Annotated in this window: 16 protein-coding genes; 1 reads left to right on the forward strand and 15 read right to left on the reverse strand. The window is 72.2% G+C overall.

What is annotated here, in order from left to right; genetic code table 11:
- Positions 1 to 108: 108 nt before the first annotated feature.
- From holA to HALOF300_RS27045, 3 genes are all read right to left on the reverse strand, one after another.
- Positions 109 to 1,062: a DNA polymerase III subunit delta gene (holA, locus tag HALOF300_RS14530; RefSeq protein ID WP_408636855.1), complete on the reverse strand. Its 954-nt coding sequence runs from the start codon at positions 1,060 to 1,062 to the stop codon at positions 109 to 111.
- A gap of 146 nt (positions 1,063 to 1,208) precedes the next feature.
- Positions 1,209 to 2,711 (reverse strand): ComEC/Rec2 family competence protein, encoded by a 1,503-nt coding sequence (locus tag HALOF300_RS14535; RefSeq protein WP_156741653.1) that lies wholly within the window; start codon positions 2,709 to 2,711, stop codon positions 1,209 to 1,211.
- A complete protein-coding gene (locus HALOF300_RS27045; protein ID WP_197522569.1) occupies positions 2,708 to 3,367 on the reverse strand; it encodes a helix-hairpin-helix domain-containing protein in 660 nt (219 codons plus the stop codon). The genes HALOF300_RS14535 and HALOF300_RS27045 overlap by 4 nt, the downstream gene beginning before the upstream one ends.
- A gap of 472 nt (positions 3,368 to 3,839) precedes the next feature.
- Here HALOF300_RS27045 and HALOF300_RS14545 point away from each other — a divergent pair, with 472 nt between their 5' ends.
- Entirely contained in the window at positions 3,840 to 5,747 is a 1,908-nt protein-coding gene (locus HALOF300_RS14545; protein ID WP_156741655.1) for a helicase HerA-like domain-containing protein, read from the forward strand.
- A 64-nt stretch (positions 5,748 to 5,811) separates the two neighbouring features.
- On the opposite strand, the gene HALOF300_RS14550 is transcribed toward HALOF300_RS14545, so the two are convergent.
- From HALOF300_RS14550 to uxaC, 12 genes are all read right to left on the reverse strand, one after another.
- Positions 5,812 to 7,182: an MFS transporter gene (locus HALOF300_RS14550; RefSeq protein WP_156741656.1), complete on the reverse strand. Its 1,371-nt coding sequence runs from the start codon at positions 7,180 to 7,182 to the stop codon at positions 5,812 to 5,814.
- Between the two features lie 390 nt (positions 7,183 to 7,572).
- A complete protein-coding gene (locus HALOF300_RS14555; protein ID WP_156741657.1) occupies positions 7,573 to 8,901 on the reverse strand; it encodes a phosphotransferase family protein in 1,329 nt (442 codons plus the stop codon).
- A 63-nt stretch (positions 8,902 to 8,964) separates the two neighbouring features.
- On the reverse strand, positions 8,965 to 11,907 hold the full coding sequence (leuS, locus tag HALOF300_RS14560) for a leucine--tRNA ligase (protein ID WP_156741658.1): 2,943 nt from the start codon (positions 11,905 to 11,907) through the stop codon (positions 8,965 to 8,967).
- A gap of 260 nt (positions 11,908 to 12,167) precedes the next feature.
- A complete protein-coding gene (locus HALOF300_RS14565; protein WP_197522570.1) occupies positions 12,168 to 13,190 on the reverse strand; it encodes a LacI family DNA-binding transcriptional regulator in 1,023 nt (340 codons plus the stop codon).
- Between the two features lie 10 nt (positions 13,191 to 13,200).
- Positions 13,201 to 14,493 (reverse strand): ABC transporter substrate-binding protein, encoded by a 1,293-nt coding sequence (locus HALOF300_RS14570; protein ID WP_197522571.1) that lies wholly within the window; start codon positions 14,491 to 14,493, stop codon positions 13,201 to 13,203.
- Positions 14,494 to 14,525: 32 nt separating this feature from the next.
- A complete protein-coding gene (locus tag HALOF300_RS14575) occupies positions 14,526 to 15,983 on the reverse strand; it encodes a sulfatase-like hydrolase/transferase (protein WP_156741661.1) in 1,458 nt (485 codons plus the stop codon).
- A 202-nt stretch (positions 15,984 to 16,185) separates the two neighbouring features.
- On the reverse strand, positions 16,186 to 16,761 hold the full coding sequence (locus tag HALOF300_RS14580) for a CE1759 family FMN reductase (RefSeq protein ID WP_156741662.1): 576 nt from the start codon (positions 16,759 to 16,761) through the stop codon (positions 16,186 to 16,188).
- The gene (locus HALOF300_RS14585; RefSeq protein WP_156741663.1) at positions 16,758 to 17,243 is read right to left on the reverse strand and encodes a MarR family winged helix-turn-helix transcriptional regulator; all 486 of its coding nucleotides are present in this window, start codon (positions 17,241 to 17,243) and stop codon (positions 16,758 to 16,760) included. Before HALOF300_RS14585 ends, HALOF300_RS14580 begins: the two co-directional genes overlap by 4 nt.
- Positions 17,240 to 18,376 carry an LLM class flavin-dependent oxidoreductase gene (locus HALOF300_RS14590; RefSeq protein ID WP_156741664.1) on the reverse strand — a complete coding sequence of 379 codons (1,137 nt, stop codon included), beginning with the start codon at positions 18,374 to 18,376 and terminating at the stop codon, positions 17,240 to 17,242. The genes HALOF300_RS14585 and HALOF300_RS14590 overlap by 4 nt, the downstream gene beginning before the upstream one ends.
- A gap of 243 nt (positions 18,377 to 18,619) precedes the next feature.
- Complete coding sequence (locus HALOF300_RS14595; protein ID WP_156741665.1) at positions 18,620 to 20,182, reverse strand: gluconokinase; 1,563 nt, start codon at positions 20,180 to 20,182, stop codon at positions 18,620 to 18,622.
- A 5-nt stretch (positions 20,183 to 20,187) separates the two neighbouring features.
- Positions 20,188 to 21,570, reverse strand: coding sequence for a mannitol dehydrogenase family protein (locus HALOF300_RS14600; protein WP_197522572.1), 1,383 nt, complete (start codon positions 21,568 to 21,570; stop codon positions 20,188 to 20,190).
- Entirely contained in the window at positions 21,567 to 22,985 is a 1,419-nt protein-coding gene (gene uxaC, locus HALOF300_RS14605) for a glucuronate isomerase (protein WP_156741666.1), read from the reverse strand. The genes HALOF300_RS14600 and uxaC overlap by 4 nt, the downstream gene beginning before the upstream one ends.
- Between the last annotated feature and the right edge of the window lie 21 nt (positions 22,986 to 23,006).

Here is a 23,006-nt window from a genome sequence, read left to right on the forward strand (position 1 = left end):
TCGTAGGCAGGTCAGCGTCCGAGCGCCGACCCACCGCGCCGCTCGCCGCAGCCGACGGTGCTGTCCCGGCAGCCACTTCAGCACTCTCGGGTGGTTCGGTTACGAAAGTCAGTGCCCGCGGGCCGCCGCCACGCGCAGGACGGCTCGCTCGACGGAGAACTCCGCGTCCCGGCCCTCACCCTTGACCTCGGCGTCGGCGTCGGCCACGGCCGTGATCGCCGTGGCGAGACCCTCGGGGGTCCAGCCGCTCAGTTCCCGGCGGGCCCGGTCCACCTGCCACGGGGCGAGGCCGAGGTCCGCGGCACTGGCTCCGCCACGGCCGCGCATCGCGGCGACCTTGGCGAGTGTGCGGAGCTTGACCGCCAGGGCCGCGACCAGGGGTACCGGATCGACCCCGGTCTCCAGAGCGTGTCTTAGGAGGGTGACGGCCTCGGCGCTGTGCCCGGCGATCGCCGTGTCGGCCACGCGGAACCCGGTGGCCTCCACGCGACCGCCGTAGTACTGCTGCACCACATCCGGGGTGATCGTCGTGGTCGTGTCCGCGATGAGCTGCTGGCAGGCGGATGCCAGCTCGCGCAGGTCGGAGCCGAGCGCCTCGACGAGGGCCTGGACGGCCGTGTTCGTGGCTTTGCGCCCCGCGGTCCGGAACTCCGCGGCCGCGAACGCGACCTTGTCCGCGTCCCGCTTGATCACCTCGCAGGTGACCACCGGGTAGCCGGCCTTGGCGATCGCATCCAACAGCTTCTTGCCGCGCACGCCCTTCTCGTGACGCAGCACCAGCGTGACATCGGTGACCTCGACGCCGGCCGTGCCGACGAACGTGAGGGCGTCGTCGAGGAACGCATCGGACATCGCCTCGACGCCGTTCACGACGATGTGCCGGTGCTCCCCGAACAGTGACGGGCTGGCGATGGTCTCGAGCTGGCCGCGCTCGTAGGTGGCGGCCTCCAGGACGGTCTGCTCGTAATCGCCTCCGTACTCGCGCACGAGCGCCGCGACGCGAGCGACGGCACGGTCGGCCAGGACCGTCTCCTGGCCGCGCACGAGCACCACGGGGGCCAGGGGCACGTCCTGCCAGGTGGGGCCGGATGCAGAACTGGGGCGACGACGAGCGGGAGGCACGGGCCCAGCCTGCCACGAGGGCCGGACACCCACCGAACGCCGACGACGGACCGGCACCGTCCCGTCCGAGTCCACGGGCTCCGGGCTCATCGGCGCCGGGTGGCCCGCCCGCGCAGCTGCTGGACGAGCATGCCGAGCACCATGACCACCGAGCCCGTGAGCACCGCGAGCAGGAGCGCACCGCCAACCCCGCCCGGCCAGGGCACAGTGGCCAACGGAAGGGCCGCCGTCGAGGTTGCGACGGCAGCGATCCAGGCGGTGCACCAGCCCGCCCAGGACGCGAGCACGGCGGCGAGGTCCGGGCTCACCGGCGCGATCAGGGTGGCCAGCACGCCGAGCACGGTGGCCGGCGGGACCGCCGGCGCCGCCAGCAGGTTCGCCGGGACCGCATACGTGGCCACCCCGGGCTGCAGCAGGACGATGATCGGAGCGCAGGCCGCCTGGGCGGCCAGGGGGACGGCGACGCCCAGGGCGAGCGGCCTTGGCAGATACCGGCCGAGCACGCCCGCGATCGGGCCGGCTCCGAGCAACAGCCCGGCGGTGGCCACGGCGGACAGGACGAACCCGTAGGAGCGCGAGATCCACGGGTCGGCGACCAGGAGCGCGAGGATCGCCACCCAGAGCGCCGGGAGCGCGGCCCGGGGTCGCCGCAACGCGAGGCCGAGGAGCATCACCGAGCCCATGGTGGCCGCCCGCAGGACGCTGCCGCTCGGGTACACGAGGGCAACGAACGCGATCAGCGTCGCCGCTCCGACGCCCACCCGGAGCCACCGCGGTGCCCACCAGACGGCGAGCATCACCGCGCCGAGGATGATCGCCACGTGCGCGCCGGAAACCGCAGTGACGTGGGTGAGAGCGACGGTGCGCAGGTCCTCCTCGAGGGTCGCCGGGAGGGCCCGGACGTCACCCACGGTGATGCCCGGCACGAGACCGCGCGCCTGTGGGGCGAGGCCGGAGCTGGCTGCGACGAGCCCTGCGCGCAGGTCGCTCACCCGGGCCTGCCACCAGGGCGGACCGCGCTCGGTCTCCACGGCACCGTCGGCGATCACCAGCAGGGCCGCGCTGTCCCCTGGGTCGGTGGCACCGAGCCGGGCATCGGTGCGGATCCGGCCGCCGACGGGCAAGTCGTCCCAGCCCTCCCCAGCGATGACCAGCACCGGAACCGAGAGCCGGTGCGTGGTTCCGGAGACGTCGGCCGCGACGAGCGTGGCGGGAATCCGCAGCGTCGCGCCCGACCAGCCAGGGATCGCCTGGGCCTCCCCGCCGATCACGAGCGTGACGACGGCGCGCTCGCCGGCCAGCGGCGCCACCGCCGCGGCACGTTCCGCGACGCGGGGCGCCGCGAGCGCGATGACCGCCGCACCGACCAGGGCGCCGAGGGCCAAGGCGGCCAGGACCCGTTCCCGGGGCGCGAACCGGTGCCGTGCCCGGTGCCGGCGCCCGAGCAGGTGCAGGCACACGGCGGTGAGCAGGAGCAGGCCGAGCACCAGGGCGGTCGCGCCCACGGGTGGCACCACCGGCACGAGCCAGCTCCCGGCCCAGGCCAGCGCGGCGGCCGGCATCAGGCGCAGGTCGAGCGGGGGCCTCACACCGTCACCAGCTCGCGCAGCCGATCCATCGTCGCCGGTCCGATCCCGGAGACGTCATCGAGCTGTTCGACGCTGGAGAAGCCGCCGTTCTCGGTGCGCCAGTCGAGGATCCGCTGGGCGAGCGCAGGTCCGATTCCGGGCAGTTCCTCGAGGTCCGCGGCGGTCGCCGTGTTCAGGTCGATCGGCCCGCCGGCGTCCCCACCCGCGTCCGTGCCGGTGCCGGACTGCGCACCGGGGACCGTGGCGGGCGGCGCGGTCTCGCCGACGGCCGGGACGTAGACCTGCTGCCCATCCTGCAGCCACCCGGCCAGGTTCACGGCGTCGAGATCGGCGTCCGCGGTGGGACCGCCCGCGGCCAGGAGCGCGTCGTCGACCCTGGAGCCCGCGGGGAGTTCGTAGACGCCGGGGATCAGGACGGAACCGGCCACGTGGACGACCACCGCCGAGTCCTGCTCGGTCGGCTGCTCGGATGCAATCGGCGATGCGGACGGGCCGGGCTCGGGGCGACCCGGCTGGCCCGTCGCGTCGGTCACCATCGGCGTACCGGGGGTGGCCAGCGGTGGCTGCGGCACCTGCTCCGGTTCACCCCGGGGCCAGACGACGGCGAGGGCGATCACGGCCAGAACGACCACCGCGATCCCGACCCGGGCAGCCATTGACACGCGCATCCCCCACCGGCGTCGGGACCCGTTGGCATGGCGCCGCGGCGCGCGGGCCTGGTCGGGCCGCCGTGGCTCACCGGCCTCCTCGGACCGCCGTGGCTCACGGGCGCCGTCGGAACGCCGTGGCTCGGCCGCACCACCGCCGGTCCCGGCAGGATCCGCGGCCCAGGGATCCGCCAGACCCTCGGGCCAGCCCGCCCCCGGCGCGGCGGTGCGAGCCGGTCGATCGGCGGGCACTGGGTCCGGCACGGCGTAGGCCACCCGAAGCACGCGCCGTAGCCGGTCTCGCGGCTCGGTTCCTCGACGCTCCACACCTGCGACGCTAGCTGCGGCCCGACCGGGACACGTGGCCGGCCCGGCGCCCTGGGGAGGATCCGGCATCGCGTGCGGGGCTGTGGACCGTGGACGCCGAGCGGACAGCGGGAGCGGTGTCGGCGCCGCGGGGTGCGCCCTAGTCTGTGTTCCCATGAGCGACAACGCGACACCGGACCTGGCTGCCCTCCGGGCCGCGGCCGCCCAGGCAGAGGCAGAGGCCGCCGAGGCCCGCGCGGCAGCCGCACGGGCCGCCCTCGAGGCTGCCGAGGCTGCCGAGGCTGCCGAGGCTGCATCGTCCCGGTCGCGAGGTGGCGCGGCGGAACCGGTGCCCGACGCAGCGCCCGCACCGGCACCCGAGGCAGCGCCCGCAGTGGCGACCGAGCCCGCCGAACCCACGGCCCCGCCGTCGGGCAGTGACCTGTCCGAGGCCGCAGCCGCCATCGTGGCCGGCTACCGGTTCGAGGGTGGCATGCTGCCCCTGGGCGCGCTGGTCGAGGACGACGCGGCGATCGTCGGAGCCCAGATCGGCCTCCCGCTGTCGATGATGAACCGGCATGGGCTCGTCGCCGGCGCCACCGGCACCGGCAAGACGCGGACCCTGCAGGGTATGGCGGAGGGCCTTTCGGAGGCCGGGGTGGCGGTGTTCCTCGCCGACATCAAGGGCGACCTGTCCGGCCTCGCCGTGCCCGGCGAGGGCAACGAGAAACTCCTCGCGCGCACCACCAGCCTCGGCCAGGACTGGCACAGTGCCTCCTACCCGGTGGAGTTCTACTCACTCGGCGGGATGGGCCACGGCGTGCCGATCCGGACCACCGTGACCGACTTCGGGCCGCTGCTGCTGGCCAAGGTCCTCGGGCTGAACGACACCCAGGAATCCTCGCTCGGCCTGATCTTCCACTGGGCCGACTCCCAGGGCTTGGCGCTGCTCGACCTCAAGGACCTGCAGTCCACCATCGCCTACCTCGCGTCGGACGACGGCAAGAGCGAGCTGAAGGGCATCGGCGGGATCTCGACGGCGACGGCCGGGGTGATCCTGCGGGAGATCGTCGCGCTGCAGGCGCAGGGCGCGGACGTGTTCTTCGGTGAGCCGGCGTTCATCACCTCCGACCTGATCCGGCTCGCGCCGGACGGTCGCGGCGTGATCTCCGCCCTGGAACTGCCGTCCGTGCAGGACCGGCCGGCCCTGTTCTCCACGTTCCTGATGTGGCTGCTCGCGGACCTGTTCACGGACCTGCCGGAGGTCGGTGACGCGGACAAGCCCAAGCTCGTGTTCTTCTTCGACGAGGCGCACCTGCTGTTCAACGGCGCGTCCAAGGACTTCCTCACGCAGGTGGTCCAGACGGTGCGGCTGATCCGGTCGAAGGGCGTCGGGATCTTCTTCGTCACCCAGACGCCGAAGGACGTGCCGGCCGACGTGCTGGCGCAGCTCGGCAACCGCGTGCAGCATGCCCTGCGGGCGTTCACCCCGGACGACCAGACAGCGCTGCGGGCCACCGTGCGCACGTTCCCGAAGTCCGGCTACGACCTCGAGGAACTGCTGACCTCCCTCGGCACCGGCGAGGCCGTCGTCACGGTCCTCACCGAGAAGGGAGCACCGACGCCGGTGGCGTGGACCCGGCTGCGGGCACCGCAGGCCTCGATGGACCCCGCACCCGAGGCGACGCTCACCGCGATGGTGACCGCGTCGCCGTCGAACGCGAAGTACGGCACCGCCGTCGACAATGAGTCCGCCTACGAGATGCTGACCCGGCGGATCGACTCCGACCGGGCCGCCGCCGAGGCCGCGGCACGGGCGGAGGCCGAGGCGAAGGCCCGGGCGGAGAGCGAGAAGCAGGCGGAGAAGGCTCGGACCAAGGAGCAGGCGGACCTGGAGAAGATGCAGGAGAAGCTGCGCCGGGACGCAGCGAAGGAGGCCGAGCGGTCGCAGCGGGAGGCGCAGAAGCAGCAGGCCGCGTCCGCCCGCAGCAGCCGCGCCGGACTCGACTCGTTCCTGCGCAGCGCGGGCTCGGTGCTGGGCCGTGAGATCACCCGGTCGATCTTCGGCACCCGCAGACGCTGAGGATCCCCCGCCGTTCCACGCTCTGCCGTTCGGCGAGGGATCCGGTGCGGCGTCGGCGTCCTCCTCAGAACGTGCCCGCCTCGATCGCGGCGGTGCGCTCGGCCTGCTTGGCCGCGTCCTTGGGGTACACGCGGTAGAACAGGAACCAGTAGCCGGCGTTGATCAGGTACGGGATCGTGACCAGGTAGAGCATCACCTGCTGCAGCCCGAGGACGTCGGACAGGAAGCCCATGGCGAGGGTCATCAGGGCGCTGATGGCGCCCTGGATCAGCGAGAACAGCACGGCGAACGCGGTGGCGGAGAGCTGCTTCGGAGCGACGGTGGAGACCATCGGGAGCACGCAGGCGGAGAAGCCGACCGAGGCGATGAGACCGAAGCTGAAGATCACCGCGTACACGGCGACCCCCTTGCCCCAGTCCATCTGGAGCGCCACGTAGGACATGCCGGCCATCGCGACCAGGTACAGCTGCATGAGGATGATCCGGCCCTTGGCCCCGAACCTACGGACGAACAGGTCACCGAGGAGTCCACCGACGAAGGCGGATACTGCCATGCCGGCCGCGAACACCGACCACAGGATCGCCGCGCCGGGGATGTCCCAGCCGCGCACGTCCACCATGTAGGTCACGAAGAAGGAGAACAGGACGAGCGAGGTGACCAGCGGGAGCATGCCGGCCAGCAGGCCGATCGTGGGGATCTTGAACAGCTTCGCCGCGTCGGAGATCTTGAAGCGGCCCACGTCCGGGTCGTCGGAGATCGAGGTACGGCGCTTCGGCTCCTTCACGAACAGCAGGATCAGCACGCCGGACAGCACGCTCAGGCCGCCCATGGTGAACATGCCATAGCGCCACCCGTTCGGATCGTTCGCGAACAGGGCGATCGCCGGGCCGAGCACCATCCCGAGCAGGGAGCCGACCGATCGAACCGTGCCGAACGCGCGGCCTCGGGTCCTGTCATCGAACATGTCGCCGAGGAGACCGTTCACGATCGGTTCGGAGGCCACGGTGCCGATCACACCGATCCCGTACAGGATGACGAGCCAGGTGAAATTCGGCGCGAGCCCGGCGGCCGCGGTCCACAGGCCCCAGCCGCCGGTGACGATGAACAGGACCTTCTTGCGGCCGAACCGGTCGGCCGCGAGGGCCCAGGCCGGGCCGAAGACCATCCGGGCGAACCTGGACAGGCTGGCCAGGACGCCGAGCGCGCCGAGGGACAGCCCGAAGGCGTCCCGGATCAGCGGGAAGAAGGTGTTGATCAACGAGTTCTCGGAGTTGTCGATCGCGCTCGCCACGGCGAGTGCGCCGACGGCCTTGCCACGGCCCTCGGTGTCCGGGACCTCGCTGGTGGCCGGACCGGTCACGGCTGCCGCGGCGACCTCGCCGGGCGTGGCCGTCGCCGCGGGGCCGGCAACCTTCGTTTCGTCGAGCACACTCATGATCTGCCTCTCTGCCGCCGCCGGGTCGTTCCGGCGGCCATGGGTGTCGGTGGTATGGCTCCCATTGAGACAGGGCACGGCAACCCCTCTGCAGCAGTTGCCAGGCGTTGCCGGGCCGTTGCCGGGAGTTGTTCGGTGGTTGCCATCCGTTGCCCTGCACGGTCACGACGAATCAGCACGCTGCGCGGCACGGAGCAGTGGTCGCCGAACTCCGCCCGGTGCCACACCGACGTCGTGTCTTGCGAGGAGATCGCCGCGCTCGAGCCGTACGGACTCCGATCGTCGCGAGCAGTTCCGAGCAGACACCGATCGAATGATCGAAGCCATGGCAGTCCCGGGTGAAACCTCCGGCCTCGAGACCTCGATCGTGTGCTCCGCGACCCGACCGGGCTACGTCAGTTGCTCGAGCAACTGCCGCAGGTTCGCAGCGACCACCCCGGCCAGCTCCCAGCGTGCGTCCGGTTCGAGGGACCGGGCGATCCCCTCGTAGGAGTTGCACTGGTGGACGAGGTTCGCGACCGGCGCGAGCGCCAGGGCACGGTCGACATCCGCTCCCGGCGAGTGGGCGCGCCAGGGCGCGGCGAACTCGGCGAGGACGGCGTCGCCTGCCGCCGGGTCCTCCTCCCGATGGCTTCGTGCGAGCAGTGCGGCATCGAGGAACGGGTGCGCGATCGCCGCGTCGGTCCAGTCGTAGATGACCAGACGGTCGGCGTCCGCCGCGACGTTGCCGAGATGCAGGTCTCCGTGGGTGAGCGTGTCCGGGATGCCGCAGCTGGCCAGGTCCCGCAGGTGCCGCTCGACGCGCCGCCCGAGCTGGGACAGGCCCGCGCGTTCGGCAGCGCTCAGCAGCGGCAGTTCGACGCTCCCCGCGAGGACGTCGGCGAAGGCCGCCAGGGTCGGTTCGGTGCCGCGATCGGGACAGCCCGCGCGCTTGAGCGCCTCGACGTGCTCGAGCGAGCGGAGCTGCAGGTCGGCCATCGCCCTCGCCGTCGGCAGCGCGAGGCCGGCGGTGTCGGGTTCGACCGGAGCGTCGGTGCCGGCACCGGGCAGCGGGTCGAGCAGGAGCCAGCCGCGGGCGGCGTCCGCGGCGCGCACAGTCGGCACGTGCGCGGGCGCCAGCGCGCCGATCGCGACGGTGATCGCCGGCTCGGCGCGGAACCAGTCACACGCGGCCTTGAGGTACAGCGGACGGTTCGCACCGCCGTCGCCCCGGCAGTCGAACCGGACGACGGCGGACAGGCACCAGACCTTGATCGGTTCGCCCGGTCCCTCGCGGCGCAGCCCGAGGGCGCTGACCTGCCGGTCGACCCACGCCGTCGCCTCGTCGAGCCAGCCGGCCCGGTACCAGTCCGGGCGCAGGGCCGGGGTCGGTACGGCTGCGCGCCTTTCGGCGACCCCGAGCTCGACGGCGGCGCGCACCTCGGCGGGGACGGCGAGCCGGTCGATCCCGGAGAAGGCGACGCGGTGCTCGGCGGGCCACGAGATCGGCTCGGTGACGTCGAGCACGTGCACCACGGCGTGCTCGCCGACGAGCCGGGCCGGGGCGATCGGCAGCGCCGCCGGGATGCCGGTCGCTGCCCGCAACTCCGACGCGGAGAGCCACCGGCCCTGGACACTCGGCAGGCTCGGGGAACCGTCCGGCGCCGGGCTGGTCAGCACGTCCGAGCCGGCCAGGGCCGCGACCCAGACGCGACCGTCCGAACCCGCCGGCGTCGCCATGGGGCCATCCTGCCCGGGTCGGCCGCCGGTGTATACGCCGCGTCCCCGCGGCCAACCGCGCCGTCAGGCAGGAACGATGTTGACCAGCTTCGGTGCCCGCACGATCACCTTGCGGATACCGCGGCCGTCCAGCGCGCGCTGCACGGCGGGGGCGGCCAGCGCCAGCTCCTGCAGCTCGTCCTCGCCGATCGACGGCGGTACCTCCAGCCGGTCCCGCACCTTGCCCTGTACCTGCACCACGCAGGTGACGGTGTCGGCGACCAGCAGCGCCTCGTCCGCCTCCGGGAACGGGTGGTAGGTCAGCGACTCGGTGTGGCCCAGCCGCTCCCACAGCTCCTCGGCGATGTGCGGGGCCACGGGTGCGGTCATCAGCACCAGCGGCTCGATGGCCTCGCGGGCGACGTGCGCCTGCGAGGTCAGGTGATTGTTCAGGACGATCAGCTTCGCGATGGCCGTGTTCGGGCGCATCGCGGACATCTCGGTGCGCACGTCGGCGATCGTCCGGGCCACCACTCGGCGGGTCTCGTCGTCGGCCGGGGCGTCGGTGACGGTCAGCTCTCCGGTCTCCTCGTCGACCGCGTTGCGCCACAGCCGCTGCAGGAACCGTTGCGCCCCGACGACCGCGCGGGTGTCCCACGGCCGGGACAGGTCCAGCGGCCCCATGCTCATCTCGTACACCCGGAACGTGTCCGCGCCGTAGGCGGCGTACATCTCGTCCGGGGTGACCATGTTCTTCAGGGACTTGCCCATCTTGCCGTACTCACGGTTGACCACCTGGCCGTTCCAGGTCCAGATCGGGTCGCCGTCGGAGCCGACCTCCTCGGTGACCTCCTCGGCGGGCACGTGCACGCCGCGGGCGTCGGAGTAGGCGTAGGCCTGGATGTAGCCCTGGTTGAACAGCTTGTGGAACGGCTCGACGCTCGAGATGTGGCCCAGGTCGAACAGCACCTTGTGCCAGAACCGCGCGTACAGCAGGTGCAGCACGGCGTGCTCCACACCGCCGACGTACAGGTCGGCGCCCCCCGTGGTGGGCCTACCGTCCGGGCCGGTGCGCGGGCCCATCCAGTACTTCTCGATGTCGGGGTCCACGGCCGCGGACGTGTTCGTCGGGTCCAGGTAGCGCAGTTCGTACCAGCACGAGCCGGCCCAGTTGGGCATCGTGTTCGTGTCCCGGCGGTAGACCTTCGGCCCGTCGCCCAGGTCCAGCTCGACGTTCACCCACTCCTCGCCGCGGGCCAGCGGGGGCTCCGGGGAGGACTCCGCGTCGTCGTCGGCGTAGGTGCGCGGTGAGAAGTCCGGGACCTCGGGCAGCTCGACCGGCAGCAGCTCGTCCGGCAGTGCGATTACGCGCCCGTCGGAGTCGTACACGACCGGGAACGGCTCGCCCCAGTACCGCTGCCGGGAGAACAGCCAGTCCCGCAGCCGGTAGGTGACCGTCGCGGCGCCCAGCCCCTTGCGCTCCAGCCAGGCAGTGATCGTTCGCTTGGCCTCGGCGACGTCCAGCCCGTCCAGGCTGACCTCGTCGTTCGCCGAGTTGATGATGGCGCCGTCGCCTCCGTAGGCACCGCCGTCGAAGCCCGACGGCGGCGCTACCGTGTGCACGATCGGCAGCTGGTAGGTGGTGGCGAAGTCGTGGTCGCGTGCGTCCCCGCCCGGCACGGCCATGATCGCGCCGGTGCCGTAGCCGATCAGCACGTAGTCCGCGATGAACACCGGCAGCCGGGCGGCGTTGACGGGGTTGGTCGCGAACAGGCCGGTGAAGACGCCGGACTTCTCGCGGCCCTCGGCCTGACGCTCGATGTCCGTCTTCGCCGCGGCCGCGGCGCGATAGGCGGCGACGGCGTCCGCGGGGGCCGTGTGCCCGCCGGTCCACGCGGAGTGGGTCCCCTCGGGCCACTCGGCGGGCACGCCCGCGTCCAGCAGCGGGTGCTCGGGGGCCAGCACCATGAACGTCGCACCGAACAGGGTGTCCGGGCGGGTCGTGAACACCTCGATCTCGCCAGCGGCGCCGTCGGCACCCGCGGAAGCGACGCCGTCGCCCCCGGCGACCGCGAAGGTGACCCGGGCGCCCTCGGAGCGCCCGATCCAGTTCCGCTGCATGGTCTTGACCTTCTCCGGCCAGTCCAGCCGGTCCAGGTCGTCCACCAGCCGGTCGCCGTAGGCGGTGATCCGCATCATCCACTGGCGCAGGTTGCGCTTGAAGACCGGGAAGTTGCCGCGCTCGGAGCGACCCTCGGCGGTGACCTCCTCGTTGGCCAGCACGGTACCCAGGCCGGGGCACCAGTTCACCGGCACGTCCGCCACGTAGGCCAGGCGGTACGTGCCCAGCACGTCCTCACGCTCGGCCGCGCTCAGGTCCGCCCAGGCCCGCCCGTCCGGGGTGGCCCGCTCCCCCGATGCGAAGGCGGCCTGCAGCTCGGCGATCGGGCGGGCGGCACCCACGCCGCCGCCGGGACGTGGTGCGTCGTGGTCGTACCAGGAGTTGAAGATCTGCAGGAAGATCCATTGCGTCCAGCGCACGTAGCCGGCGTCGGTCGTGGCGAACGATCGGCGCTCGTCGTGCGCCAGGCCCATCCGCAGCAGCTGGCGGCGCATCGTGTCGATGTTCTCGTCGGTGGTGATGCGCGGGTGCTGCCCGGTCTGCACGGCGAACTGCTCGGCCGGCAGCCCGAACGCGTCGTAGGACAGCGCGTGCAGCACGTTCGCGCCGGTCATCCGCTTGAACCGGCCGACCACGTCCGTGGCGATGTAGCCCAGCGGATGACCCACGTGCAGGCCCTTGCCCGAGGGATAGGGGAACATGTCCAGCACGTAGAACTTCTCGGCCGGGACCTCGCCGTCGCCGGCCAGGTCACCGGTCGGGTTCGGCGCGTGGAACGTGCCCTCGGCGGCCCACCGCTCCTGCCAGGACAGTTCGATGTGCGCCGCCAGGTCCGCCGTGTAGCGGTGGGCCGGGATGGCGACGTCGGGGGCGGCCGTGTCGGTGACGGCGTTGGGCTCAGACATGTGCGTTTCCTTGGGCAGGGCCACCGGCAGGCGGCGGCGTCACGGAGGCTGACATGAGAACGACCCCCCGCAGAACGTGGGAGGTCGGCCGCGCTGACGCGACGCCGCGTGGGCGTCCGCTGCAGATCAGCGCGGCTGGGTAAGCAACAGCTCCGTGGAGAACATCTCCTCAGCCTACCGCAGCCCGATCTGCGCGGTGCCTGTGGCGGCGGCACGGCGGCGGGATCGGTACGCGTGACCGCGGACCGGCTCGCCCCGGTTCAGGGGTGGATGCCCGCCGTGCTCTCCCGGACCACGAGGGTGAACGGAACCCGCTCGTCGACGGGCGGCACCGGCCCGCCGTCCGCCGCGATCTGGGCCTCCAGCATCCGCAGCGCCGCCTCGGCCAGGGCCGACCGGTCCGGGGAGATCGTCGTCAGCGAGGGCGTCACCGCCCGGGCGTACGGGATGTCGTCGAAACCGACCACCGCGACGTCGTCCGGCACGTGCAGGCCGCGCAGGTGCAGCGCCCGCATCGCGCCCAGGGCCACCCAGTCGGTCACGGCGAAGATCCCGTCGGGGGTGGCGGCGCCGAGGTCGAGCAGCGCCCGCGCCGCACGCTCGCCCTCCTCCCCCGAGTTGGCCGTGATCGGCACCATCAGCTCGGGCAGCACCGGCAGGCCGGCCGACTCCAACGCCTCGATGTAGCCCTGCTGGCGCGGCCCGGGCGTCGCTCCGACCAGCGCGATCCGGCGCCGGCCGAGGTGGACCAGATGCCCGACGGCGGCGCGTGCGGCCTCGGTGTTGTCGATGGCCACGTGGTGGGCCACGCTGCCGAACGTCTGCTCGCCGAGCAGCACGAGCGGGGTACGGTCCGTGCGCGCGGCCAGGTCCGCGGGGGCCAGGTGCTGCGCACTCACGATGAGGCCGTCGATCCGCTGGGGGAACCTGCCCTCGAGGGCCTCCCGCTCCGCGGCGAGGTCACCACCGCTCTCGTGGATCAGGACGAACCACCCGCGGGCCTCGGCCCGCTCGACGACCCGGCCGGCGAGCGCGGCGAAGTACGGCATCTCCAAGCGGGGCACCACGAGCGCGATCACGCCCGAGCGGCCGCGGGCCAGGTTGCGGGCGGACAGGTTCGGCCGGTAGCCGACCTCCTCGATGGCGGCGAGCACCCGCGTGCGGGTGCGTTCGCTCACGTGCGCGTAGCCGTTGATCACGTTGGAGACCGTCTTCATCGACACCCCGGCGATCTCGGCGACATCGGTGAGGCGAGGCTGCGGCGACCTCCGGTCGTGGACCACGGCGGTCACCCTACCCGAGCACGCGTGCGGCCTCCTCGACGAACTGCGCAGCTGCCGCGGCTGGTGTGGCCGCCCCGAAACCCACGTCCTCGTTGAGGCGCGGGAACGCACTGCCCTGCAGCTCGCCATAGCCGGTGGGCCAGGCGTCCGGCGACGGTCCGACCTGGTCGGCGATCTGGTCCACGAACGCGACGGCACGTCCCTCCGGGGTCTGCGGGTCCAGGGCGAGCAACTCCCGCGAGCTCGCCGACGGCGGCACACCGAGGGTCAGCCCGATGGACGTGATCGCTCGCTCGTCGTTGAGGAGGAAGTCGATCAGCTCGGCGCCGGCGTCGGCATTCGCCGACGTGTTCATGACGCACCAGAAGTCGAGGGCCTTGACGAACTGCCCGTCCAGGGACCCCGCCGTCAGGCCCGGGACCGGACCGACCGCGAGCGGATGCTCGGGGACCAGTGGCTGGAGGAACGTGACCTGCTGCACCCAGCCGAAGGTGACCGCGGCGTTGAGCTGGGAGAGCTGCGAGGTCTCGAACGTGTCGCTCTCGGCCGTGACGTCCGGTGGTGGCACCGCCCCGGTGTCCCGCAGTGCCTGCCACATCACCAGCCACTCCTCGATGACGTCGGCGCCGACGGCCAGGCCCTGCTCGTCGAACAGATCGGTACCGTGCTGTCGCGCCCAGACCTCGAACATCTGGAAGTCCCCGCCGGCGTCGGTCGACCCGTACTTGCCCGGTCCGGCGGCGTCGGCGAAGGAGTTGCAGAACTCGGTGAAGTCGCTCCAGCTCCACTGCTCGGGCAGCGCGAGACCATGCTCCTGCGCCAGATCGGTGTTCCGGAACGTGGCGTGCGTGATCGAGGACTGACCGATCCCGTAGAGGCCGTCGTTCAGGGAGCCGCTGGTGGCGACGTCCTCGTCCAGCGCGGACGTGTCGATGGCGTCGCCGACGTGGTCGCTGAGGTCCAGGAGCGCCCCGCGGTCGGCGTATTCCGCGAGGAATGTCATGGACATCCGCAGGACGTCCGGCCCGTCACCGCCGGCCACCTGGGTGGCCAGCCGGTCCCAGTAGTCGCCGAACGGGGCCTTCTCCGTGGCGATGGACAAGTCCGGGTGGTCGTCGCCGAAAGCCGCCAAGGCGCCCTCGATCCCCTCGTGGGCGGGCTGCCCGCCGTACCAGGAGACGCGCAGCGAGTCCGCCGAGCCGGAGGCACCGGAGCCGCCACCGGAGCGGCAGCTCGCGAGGGCGCCCGCGATGAGAGCGGCACCGCCGGCGCCGAGGAACGTACGTCGATCGATGGGTGACACGGTGACCTCCATTGGTCGCGGCACCGGCCGGGTCAGGCCCAGCGCCAGTTGTGGGGACGGTGGTTCGGCCGGTAGTGGCCCTGTGGCAGGTCGTCGGCGGCGCGCAGGAGCCACTGCACGAGCCGACGGTGCAGTTCCGCGCGAATCTCGCCATGGGCGGGGTCGTCGCTGAGGTCTTCGATCTCGGCGGGATCGCGCTCGATGTCGTAGAGCACGTCCTGGCCGGTGTCGTCGACGACGAGCTTGTAGCGGCCGCAGACCAGCATGCGTGTCTCACCGCTCATGGTGACGCTGTTCAGCTCGTCGAAGGTCGGCCCGTCGTACGGGAAGTGCAGCGGCGGCCGGTCCGACTCGGTGTAGGAGACGCCGCCGAAGCCGGACTCGCCGAGGATGCTGTCGAACTCGGCGCTCGGGGCGTCCTCGCCGCGCAGCAGCGGAGCCAGCGACCGGCCCTGCACACCGGCGGGGATCGGTTCACCGAGCCACTCGGCGATCGTCGGGAGCAGGTCCACCATGGACACGAGCTCGTCGCGGCGCTGTGGCACGATCCCCGGCCCGCGCAGCGCCAGTGGGATGCGCATCAGGGCGTCCGACATCCCGGCGCCCTTGCGTTGCAGGCCGTAGTCACCGAGGAAGTCCCCGTGATCGGTGACGAACACGAAGAGTGTGTTCTCGCACCGGTCGCCGAGGTCGTCGAGGAGCCGCCCGACCTGGTCGTCGATGAGGCGCAGCATCCCGAGGTAGTTCGCGCGGTAGCGTCGCCAGTGCGCGTCGTAGCCGGGCCGCTTGTCCTCGATGAGCCGGCGCAACCAGCGATAGCGCCACCCGAGCCGGTCCAGGACCTCGGGTCCCACGGCCCGCTCCGGCACGTCCTCCTCGGCGAACATGCTGAAGTACGGCTCGGGTACCTGGTACGGGTTGTGGGGCTCGGGGAAGGACAGCCAGAGGAAGAACGGCCGCTCCGCGGCAGTGGTCGCGAGCGCCTCGATGCCACCGTCGACGATCCTGTACGGCAGCTGGGCCTCGACCCCGAACGGCGTGGGCTCGGCGGCCACGCCGTGGTCGAGCTCGCGCAACCACGCGTCGAACTCGGCGTGCTCACCGTCAGTGCCCGGTCCGCCGTCGTGCAGGTACGGGCCGTTGAAGGTGTCGAAGTCAGCCGGGCCGCGATGCATGTGCGGCTTCCCGCTGAAGTGCAGCGAGTACCCGGCGCCGCGAAGCAGGTCCAGCAGGTCGGTGGCGTACCGGGCGAACTCCGCCGTGCTGTTCTGGCGCACGCCGTGCGCACTCGGGAACCGGCCGGTGAGCAGGCTGGTGCGGGCCGGCACGCAGACCGGGCTGGAGGTGTAGGCGCGGGGGAACCGCGCTCCGTCGGCGAACAGCCGGTCCAGGCGCGGCATCGTGTCCGGGCCGCCCTCGGCCGCGGTGAAGCCGGCGCGCTGCTGGTCGGTCATCAGCAGCACGATGTTCGGCTGGTCGGTGGATGTCATGGAGCCTGGGCTCTCCTCTCGCGGGTCCGGCGGCCTCGCCGGGTGCGTGAGCAATGTACAGCGCTGTAGACAGACGAGTCCAGAGATTGGCCAGGTGATTTTCTAGCGCTGTACTCGCTGGCGGAGCGATCCGGCCGTCGGCCGATTCAGACGCCACGGACCCGAGCCGGCCCGCTCGCACGGGCTCGCTCGGGTTGCCGGCTCAGGCCCCGGCGTGGGCCCGTGCGGTGGCGACGGCCAGACGCAGCGCCTCGTCGCCGGCGCGGGCGATCCGCTCGGCAAGGACCGGCGTGGCCCGCCCCGCGACGCCGAAGTCGTCCGCCGAGGCGTAGACGGCTGTCGGCGCGACCAGCGCGCCGAAGTAGGCGAACAGCGGCCGCATCGCCTGGTCGATGGCGAGCTGGTGCCGTGACGACCCGCCGGTGGCGCCCAGGAGCACGGTCTTGCCGCGCATCGCGACCGGGTCAACGAGGTCCATGAAGGCCTTGAAGATGCCCGCGTAGGAACCACGGAACACAGGGCTCGCCGCGATCAGCAGGTCCGCGCCCTCGACCACGTGCAGAGCCTCATCGAGCGCGGGGCTCGCCAGCCCGAGCACGGTCGCGTTCGCGACGTCCGCGGCGTGCTCACGCGCCTCGACGGTGCGCAGGCTGACCTCGACACCGGCCGCGGTCGCCGACTCGGCGACGGCAGAGAGCAGGTCGTCGGTGAGCGTGCGGGTGGTCGAGGGGAAGCCGACGCCGCCGGTGAGGGCGACGATCTTCAGGGGCTCGGTCATGAGCTCGGGGTCTCCGTTCTGGTGCGGATCCGGCTGGTGGTGGGGGTGTCGGCGACGGCGGCCTGCAGTCGCTCGCAGATCCGGGCCAGGGCGAGCTGGTCGGACTCGTCCAGGCCGGCGTCGACGAGGGCCGCGATGTGCCGCACGTGCCGCCGTCCGATCTGCTTCTGCTGTTCGGCCCCCGCGTCGGTGAGCGCGACGACCACGCCTCGGCCGTCGTCGTCGGCGTCGCGCCGGGCGACGAGCCCGGCGGCGGCCAGGCGATCGACCATCCGGGACAGGCTCGGCTGCGAGATGAGCAGCTGGGCGTTCAGGTCGCGAAGCCGCGCCGCGCCGTCGGGCATCCGGGAGAGGTTGAACAGCACGTCGTACTCACGCGAGCTGAGCGGTTCGAAGTCGCGCGCGGCCTCGAACCGCCGCATCAGCGTGACCTGCGTGCGGAACAGCGCCTCCCAGGCCAGCGCGGCCGTCCTGGTGGTCATGATGCGGTGCGTCCGGTGACGGTGTCCTTGACGACCTCGCGCGGGCTGAGGTCGACCTCGGCGCCCTTGGCCGCGACCAGCGCCGCGTGCGTGGGGCCGTCCGGCACGTGCGCCGGCCGGTTCTTCGCGAACTCGGCGCGCAGCACGGGCACCACCTCGCCGCCGAGCAGGTCGAGCTGCTCGAGCACGGTCTTCAGGGGAAGACCGGCGTGGTCCATCAGGAACAGCTGGCGCTGGTAGTCGCCGAAGGTGTCGCGGAAGGCCAGCGTGGAGTCGATGACCTCCTGCGGGCTGCCGACGGTCAGCGGGGTCGCGTCGGTGAACTCCTCGAGCGAGGGGCCACCGCCGTAGACCGGCGCGTTGTCGAAGTACGGCCGGAACTCGCGGACGGCGTCCTGGGAGTTCTTGCGCATGAACACCTGCCCGCCGAGGCCGACGATCGCCTGGTCGGCGGTGCCGTGGCCGTAGTGCTCGAAGCGCTCGCGGTACAGGCCGATCAGCTGCTTGAAGTGCTCCTTCGGCCAGAAGATGTTGTTCGCGAAGAAGCCGTCGCCGTAGAACGCGGCGAGCTCGGCCACCTGCGGGGACCGGATCGAGCCGTGCCACACGAACGGGGCGACGCCGTCGAGGGGGCGCGGGGTGGACGTGAAGCCCTGCAGCGGCGTGCGGAACCGGCCCTCCCAGTCCACGACCTCCTCATCCCACAGCTGGCGCAGGAGCTGGTAGTTCTCCACGGTCAGCGGGATCGCCTGGCGGATGTCCTTGCCGAACCAGGGGTACACCGGGCCGGTGTTGCCGCGGCCGAGCATCACGTCCGCGCGACCGTCGGAGACGTGCTGGAGCATCGCGAAGTCCTCGGCGATCTTCACCGGGTCGCTCGTCGTGATCAGCGTCGTCGAGGTGGACAGGATGATCTTCGACGTCTGCGCGGCGATGTAACCGAGCATCGTGGTCGGCGAGGAGGGGATGAACGGCGGGTTGTGGTGCTCGCCCGTCGCGAACACGTCCAGGCCGACGTCCTCGGCGTGCTTGGCGATCGTCAGGATCGCCTTGATCCGCTCACCCTCGGTGGGCGTCTTGCCGGTGGTCGGATCCGTGGTGACGTCCCCGACGGTGAAGATCCCGAACTGCATCTGAACCCCTCCTCGATTTCCATGCATTTGCATGATTCTAAGGGTGTCAACGTACGACGGCGTCAGGTATTCCCGGCGGGTCGCTCGCCCTGGTCGTGGGGTACGCCACAACGTCCCGTCGACGGCGGAGGGTCGGCTCGGTCTGTCGGCTCGCCGCCCGAACGCGAGGCTGTTGGCTCCGGTCCGCCGAGAGGGGACAACAATCTCGCGTTCGAGCGCGAACCCGGTCGGTCGATCGATCGGTCAGGGGCGGGCGCCCTCGAGGACGTCGGCCACCTCGGTGAGGGATCGGATCAGCGCGGGCAGCCGCTCGCGGCGCGCCTCGTACCCCGCGACCACCTCATCGGACACGGGGACGTCCGTGCCGCCGTCGTCCGGTCCCGGACCACCGACCGCTCGTAGCGCCGTGGCCAGGTCGGCGGCGCCGTCGAGGGCGAACCAGCCGAGGGCCGCGGCGCCGAGAGCGGTGCCGCCGGCGTCCGAGGCGATCGCGAACGGCCGGCCGATCGTGGCGGCCATGACCTCGCGCCACAACTGGGCGCGGAACGGTCCACCGGTGGCGCGCACGGCCCGAACGGGGGCCACCGCGTCCAACAGGTCCACGATGGTGGCGATCTGCAGGCACACCCCCTCGACCGCGGCCCGCAGGAAGTGCGCCCGGCCGTGGTGGTGGCGCACCCCGAGGAACGCGCCGGTCAGGTCCGGGTCCCACAGCGGCGCCCGTTCGGAGAGCACGTACGGGAGCATCACGAGTCCGTCGGCACCGGGCGGGACACCGGTCGCGAGCGCGAGCAGGTCGGTATCGGCGTGGCCGTGCGTGAGCAGGTCCGGCGTGAACGTCTCCCCCGCCCAGCGCAGCGTGATCCCGCCATTGCTGACGGCGCCACCGAGAACCCACAGGTCCTCGGTGAGGGCGTAGCAGAACAGCCGGCCGGCGTCGTCGGTCACCGGGCCGGTCACGGCCATCCGGACGGCGCCGCTGGTGCCCAGCGACAGGCCGGCGATCCCCGGCGTGATCGCGCCGGTGCCCAGGTTGCCGAGCGGGCCGTCCGCCGCGCCGACGGCCACGGGCAGCCCTGCGGTCAGGCCCGTCGCGTCCGCCACGTCGCCGGCCAGGGGCAGGGTGGCGGTGGTGGGCAGCACCTCGGGGAGCTGGTCGGCACTGATGCCGGCCAGGTCGAGGGCCTGTGGGGACCAGGTGCGGGTGTGCACGTCGAGCAGCCCGGTGGCGGAGGCGCTGGAGAGCTCGGTGACCAGCCGTCCGGTCAGGTGGGCGAGGACGAGGTCCTTCAGGCCGACCCACCGGCGTACCCGCGCGGCCAGATCCGGCTCGTGCCGGCCGAACCAGATGAGCTTGACCAGCGGGCTCATCGGGTGGACCGGCGTGCCGGTCAGCCGGAGCAGTTCCGCGCCGCGGCCGGCCGCACGCAGTTCGCGGGCCTGGGCTGCCGAACGCGCGTCGGCCCACGTGATCAGCGGGGTGAGCGGCACCCGGTCGGCGCCGAGCCCGATGAGACCGTGCATCGCCGTGGACACCGACAGGCCTAGGACCCGGCGGTCGCCCAGTTGGGCGACGACGTCGGCGAGCGCCGCGTCGATCCCGGTGAGGATCGCGGCCGGATCCTGCACCTGCCAGCCCGGGCGGGGCTGCTCGAGCGCGTACTCACGCTGTGCCGACGCGACCGAGGCCCCGACGGCGGTGGTGGAGCGGCCCTCCCCGGCCGCGTCGGTCACCTCGAAGGCGGCCACCTTCGCGGCCGTGGTGCCGACGTCGAGGCCGATCAGCACCGGGAGAGCGCCCACCATCGCGTCTACTCCTGGATCGCCGCAGCCTGGGCGACGACGGCCGCGACCAGGTCCGCGTCCGCTCCCAGGTCCGCCTGCAGGGTGTTCAGCACCGCGGGCACGACGTCGACCAGGTCGCCGGCGTTCGCGGCCTCCTGCGCCGGGCCGGCGCCGGGGTCCTTGACCGGGGCACCGACGCCGCGCAGGTGCAGCACCCACCCGGCGAGGGTGGTGGCCGCGCCGACCGGGACCCGCCCGGCGGCACGCTCGGCGTTCAGGGTGGGCAGGGTGCGCACGGGCAGTTTCTGCGAGCCGTCGTTCGCGATCTGGGCGAGCAGATGCCGCACCCGCACATTGCGGTACCGGTCCTTCAGGGCGGCGCGGTAGGCGCTCACGTCCTCGTCCGGCAGGCCGAGGTTGGCCTGCGCCTCGTCCCAGAACTGCTCGACCCAGGCCAGGCACCTGGGGTCCGCGATGGCCTGGTCGATGGTGGTGTGTCCACGCACGCTGCCCACATAGGCCAACTGGGAGTGCGAACCGTTGAGCAGCCAGAGCTTGCGCCGCTCGTGCGGGGCGACGTCGTCGACCACCTTCGCGCCGGCGTCCTCCCAGCGGGGCCGGCCGGCCGGGAACGCACCCGACATGACCCATTCGCTGAAGGGTTCGGTCGGGACCGGGGACGCGTCGTCGTAGCCACGCTCGGCGGCCACGTGGGTACGGTCGTCCGCGGTGGTGGCCGGCGTGATCCGGTCCACCATGGACGTCGCGAAGTCGACGTTCGCCTCGGTCCAGTCCACCAGGGACTCGTCGACGAGCGCCGCGAGCTCGGTGACCAGGGTGCGGGTGACCGAACCGTTCTCGGGCAAGTTGTCGCAGGACAGGATCGTCAGCGGACCAGCCCCGGCGGCCCGGCGGGCGAGCAGCCCGGCGACGAGCTTGGCCGGCATCGTGGCCACGGGCGAGCGCGGGTCCTCGCGCAGCGCCGAGATGTCGGCGAGCACCTCGGGTCGCCGGGCGTCGAGGTGGTCGCCCTCGCCGCGAACGTAGCCGTGCTCGGTGACGGTCATCGTGACGATGGCCAGGTCCGGGTCGGCCAGGTAGCCGAGGTAGGCGTCCTGCTCGGACGCGGCGTGCACGGCGGACAGGGACCCGATCAGTTCGTAGGAGTCGCCCTCGCGGCCACGCACGACGAGCGTGTACAGGCCGTCCTGTGGGCTGAGCGCCTCCGCCTGATCGGGACGGCGACCGGTGAAGGCCGCGATCCCCCACTCGGCGGCGTCCGACGCGTGGTGGGTGTACCAGGCCTGGTGCGCGCGGTGGAAGTTGCCCACCCCCAGGTGCACGATGCGCACCGGCGCGGACGCCGGCGTATCGGGCAGGGATCGGGACAGCCGGGGGGTCGCAGTCACAGCTTGAACACCTTTCGCGGGTTGTTCGCCACCAGGTCGGTGATGGCCTCGAACGCCTCATCCTCGGGCAGCCGGTGCTCGACGACCAACTTCGCGATGTACCCGGCGTCCAGTCGGCGGCTCATGTCGTGGCGAGCCGGGATGGAGCAGAACGCACGGGTGTCGTCGATGAAGCCGGAGGTGCGGGCGAACCCGGCGGTCTCGGTCACGGCGGCGCGGAACCGCTGGATCGCCTCCGGGGCGTCGATGAACCACCACGGCACGCCCACGTACACGGACGGGTAGAAGCCGGCCAGCGGCGCGATCTCGCGCGAGTAGACGGTCTCGTCGATGGTGAACAACACCAGGTGCAGGTTCGGGTGGGTGCCGTAGGCGTTCAGCAGCGGCCGCAGCGCGTCGGTGTACTCGACCGCGATCGGGATGTCGCAGCCGACGTCGGCGCCGTACGTCTCGAACGTGGGGATGTGGTGGTTGCGGCGCACGCCCGGGTGGATCGTCATGACCAGGCCGTCCTCGCACGACATCCGGGCCATCTCCGAGATCATGTGCCTGCGCAGCGCAGTGGCCTCGTCGTCGGTGACCGAGCCGGAGCGTGCGGCGGCGAAGATCCGCGTCGCCTCCTCGGTGCTGAGGATGTCCGTGCCGGCATCGATGACGCCGTGGTCGGCCGAAACCGCACCGTGCGCGACGAAGTACCGACGTCGGTCCTCGAGTGCGGCGATGTAGCCGGCGTAGTCGCCGGTCTCGATCCCGGAGACCTCCCCGAGGCGGTCCACATCCGTGTTCCAGGTGGCCAGCGCGGCGTCCAGGTACTTGTCCGGGCGGAACGTCGGCACCACGCGTCGGGTGAACGAGGAGTCCTGGGCCAGCTGCTCGTGAGCGGACAGGTCGTCGCACGGGTCGTCCGTGGTGGCCATGACCGCGATGTCGAAGGCATCCATCAGGGCGCGCGGGCGGAACTCGGGGGTCGCGATCTTCGCGGCGATCTGGTCGTAGATCGCGTCGGCGTTCGCCGCGCTCGGACGCTCCGTGACGCCGAAGATCGGACCGAGCTCATCCTCGAACCAGTACCGCACCGGAGTGCCGCGGAAGGCGGACCAGTTCGTGCAGAGGATCCGGAACGCGGCGCGGGCGTCCTCGTCCGAGAGCGGCCCACGGCCGACCCCGAGGTCGGCCAGCGACGCCCCGTTCGCGTGCAGCATCCGGTTCACGTAGTGGTCGGGCGTGATCAGCAGGGAGGTCGGGTCCCGGAACGGGATGTCCTCGGCAATCCACTGCGGCGGCACGTGACCGTGCGGGGAGATGATCGACAGGTCCTTGACCGAGTCGTAGAGCCTACGTGCGACGGACCGCAACGAGGGGTCCGCGGGCAGCAGTCGGTCGGGGTGGACGTCAAGGGCGGCGGTGGCTGACATGGGCCCCATCCTCGCGGACCG

This window comes from Occultella aeris (genome assembly GCF_902703175.1).
GTDB classification, from domain to species: domain Bacteria; phylum Actinomycetota; class Actinomycetes; order Actinomycetales; family Beutenbergiaceae; genus Occultella; species Occultella aeris.

Excerpts from the sequence above, each read along its gene's own strand:
- HALOF300_RS27045 (WP_197522569.1), bottom strand. The coding sequence starts at position 3,367 with ATGGCTGCCCGGGTCGGGATCGCGGTGGTCGTTCTGGCCGTGATCGCC.
- HALOF300_RS14545 (WP_156741655.1), top strand. The coding sequence starts at position 3,840 with ATGAGCGACAACGCGACACCGGACCTGGCTGCCCTCCGGGCCGCGGCC.
- HALOF300_RS14550 (WP_156741656.1), bottom strand. The coding sequence starts at position 7,182 with ATGAGTGTGCTCGACGAAACGAAGGTTGCCGGCCCCGCGGCGACGGCC.
- HALOF300_RS14555 (WP_156741657.1), bottom strand. The coding sequence starts at position 8,901 with ATGGCGACGCCGGCGGGTTCGGACGGTCGCGTCTGGGTCGCGGCCCTG.
- leuS (WP_156741658.1), bottom strand. The coding sequence starts at position 11,907 with ATGTCTGAGCCCAACGCCGTCACCGACACGGCCGCCCCCGACGTCGCC.
- HALOF300_RS14575 (WP_156741661.1), bottom strand. The coding sequence starts at position 15,983 with ATGACATCCACCGACCAGCCGAACATCGTGCTGCTGATGACCGACCAG.
- HALOF300_RS14580 (WP_156741662.1), bottom strand. The coding sequence starts at position 16,761 with ATGACCGAGCCCCTGAAGATCGTCGCCCTCACCGGCGGCGTCGGCTTC.
- HALOF300_RS14585 (WP_156741663.1), bottom strand. The coding sequence starts at position 17,243 with ATGACCACCAGGACGGCCGCGCTGGCCTGGGAGGCGCTGTTCCGCACG.
- HALOF300_RS14590 (WP_156741664.1), bottom strand. The coding sequence starts at position 18,376 with ATGCAGTTCGGGATCTTCACCGTCGGGGACGTCACCACGGATCCGACC.
- HALOF300_RS14595 (WP_156741665.1), bottom strand. The coding sequence starts at position 20,182 with ATGGTGGGCGCTCTCCCGGTGCTGATCGGCCTCGACGTCGGCACCACG.
- uxaC (WP_156741666.1), bottom strand. The coding sequence starts at position 22,985 with ATGTCAGCCACCGCCGCCCTTGACGTCCACCCCGACCGACTGCTGCCC.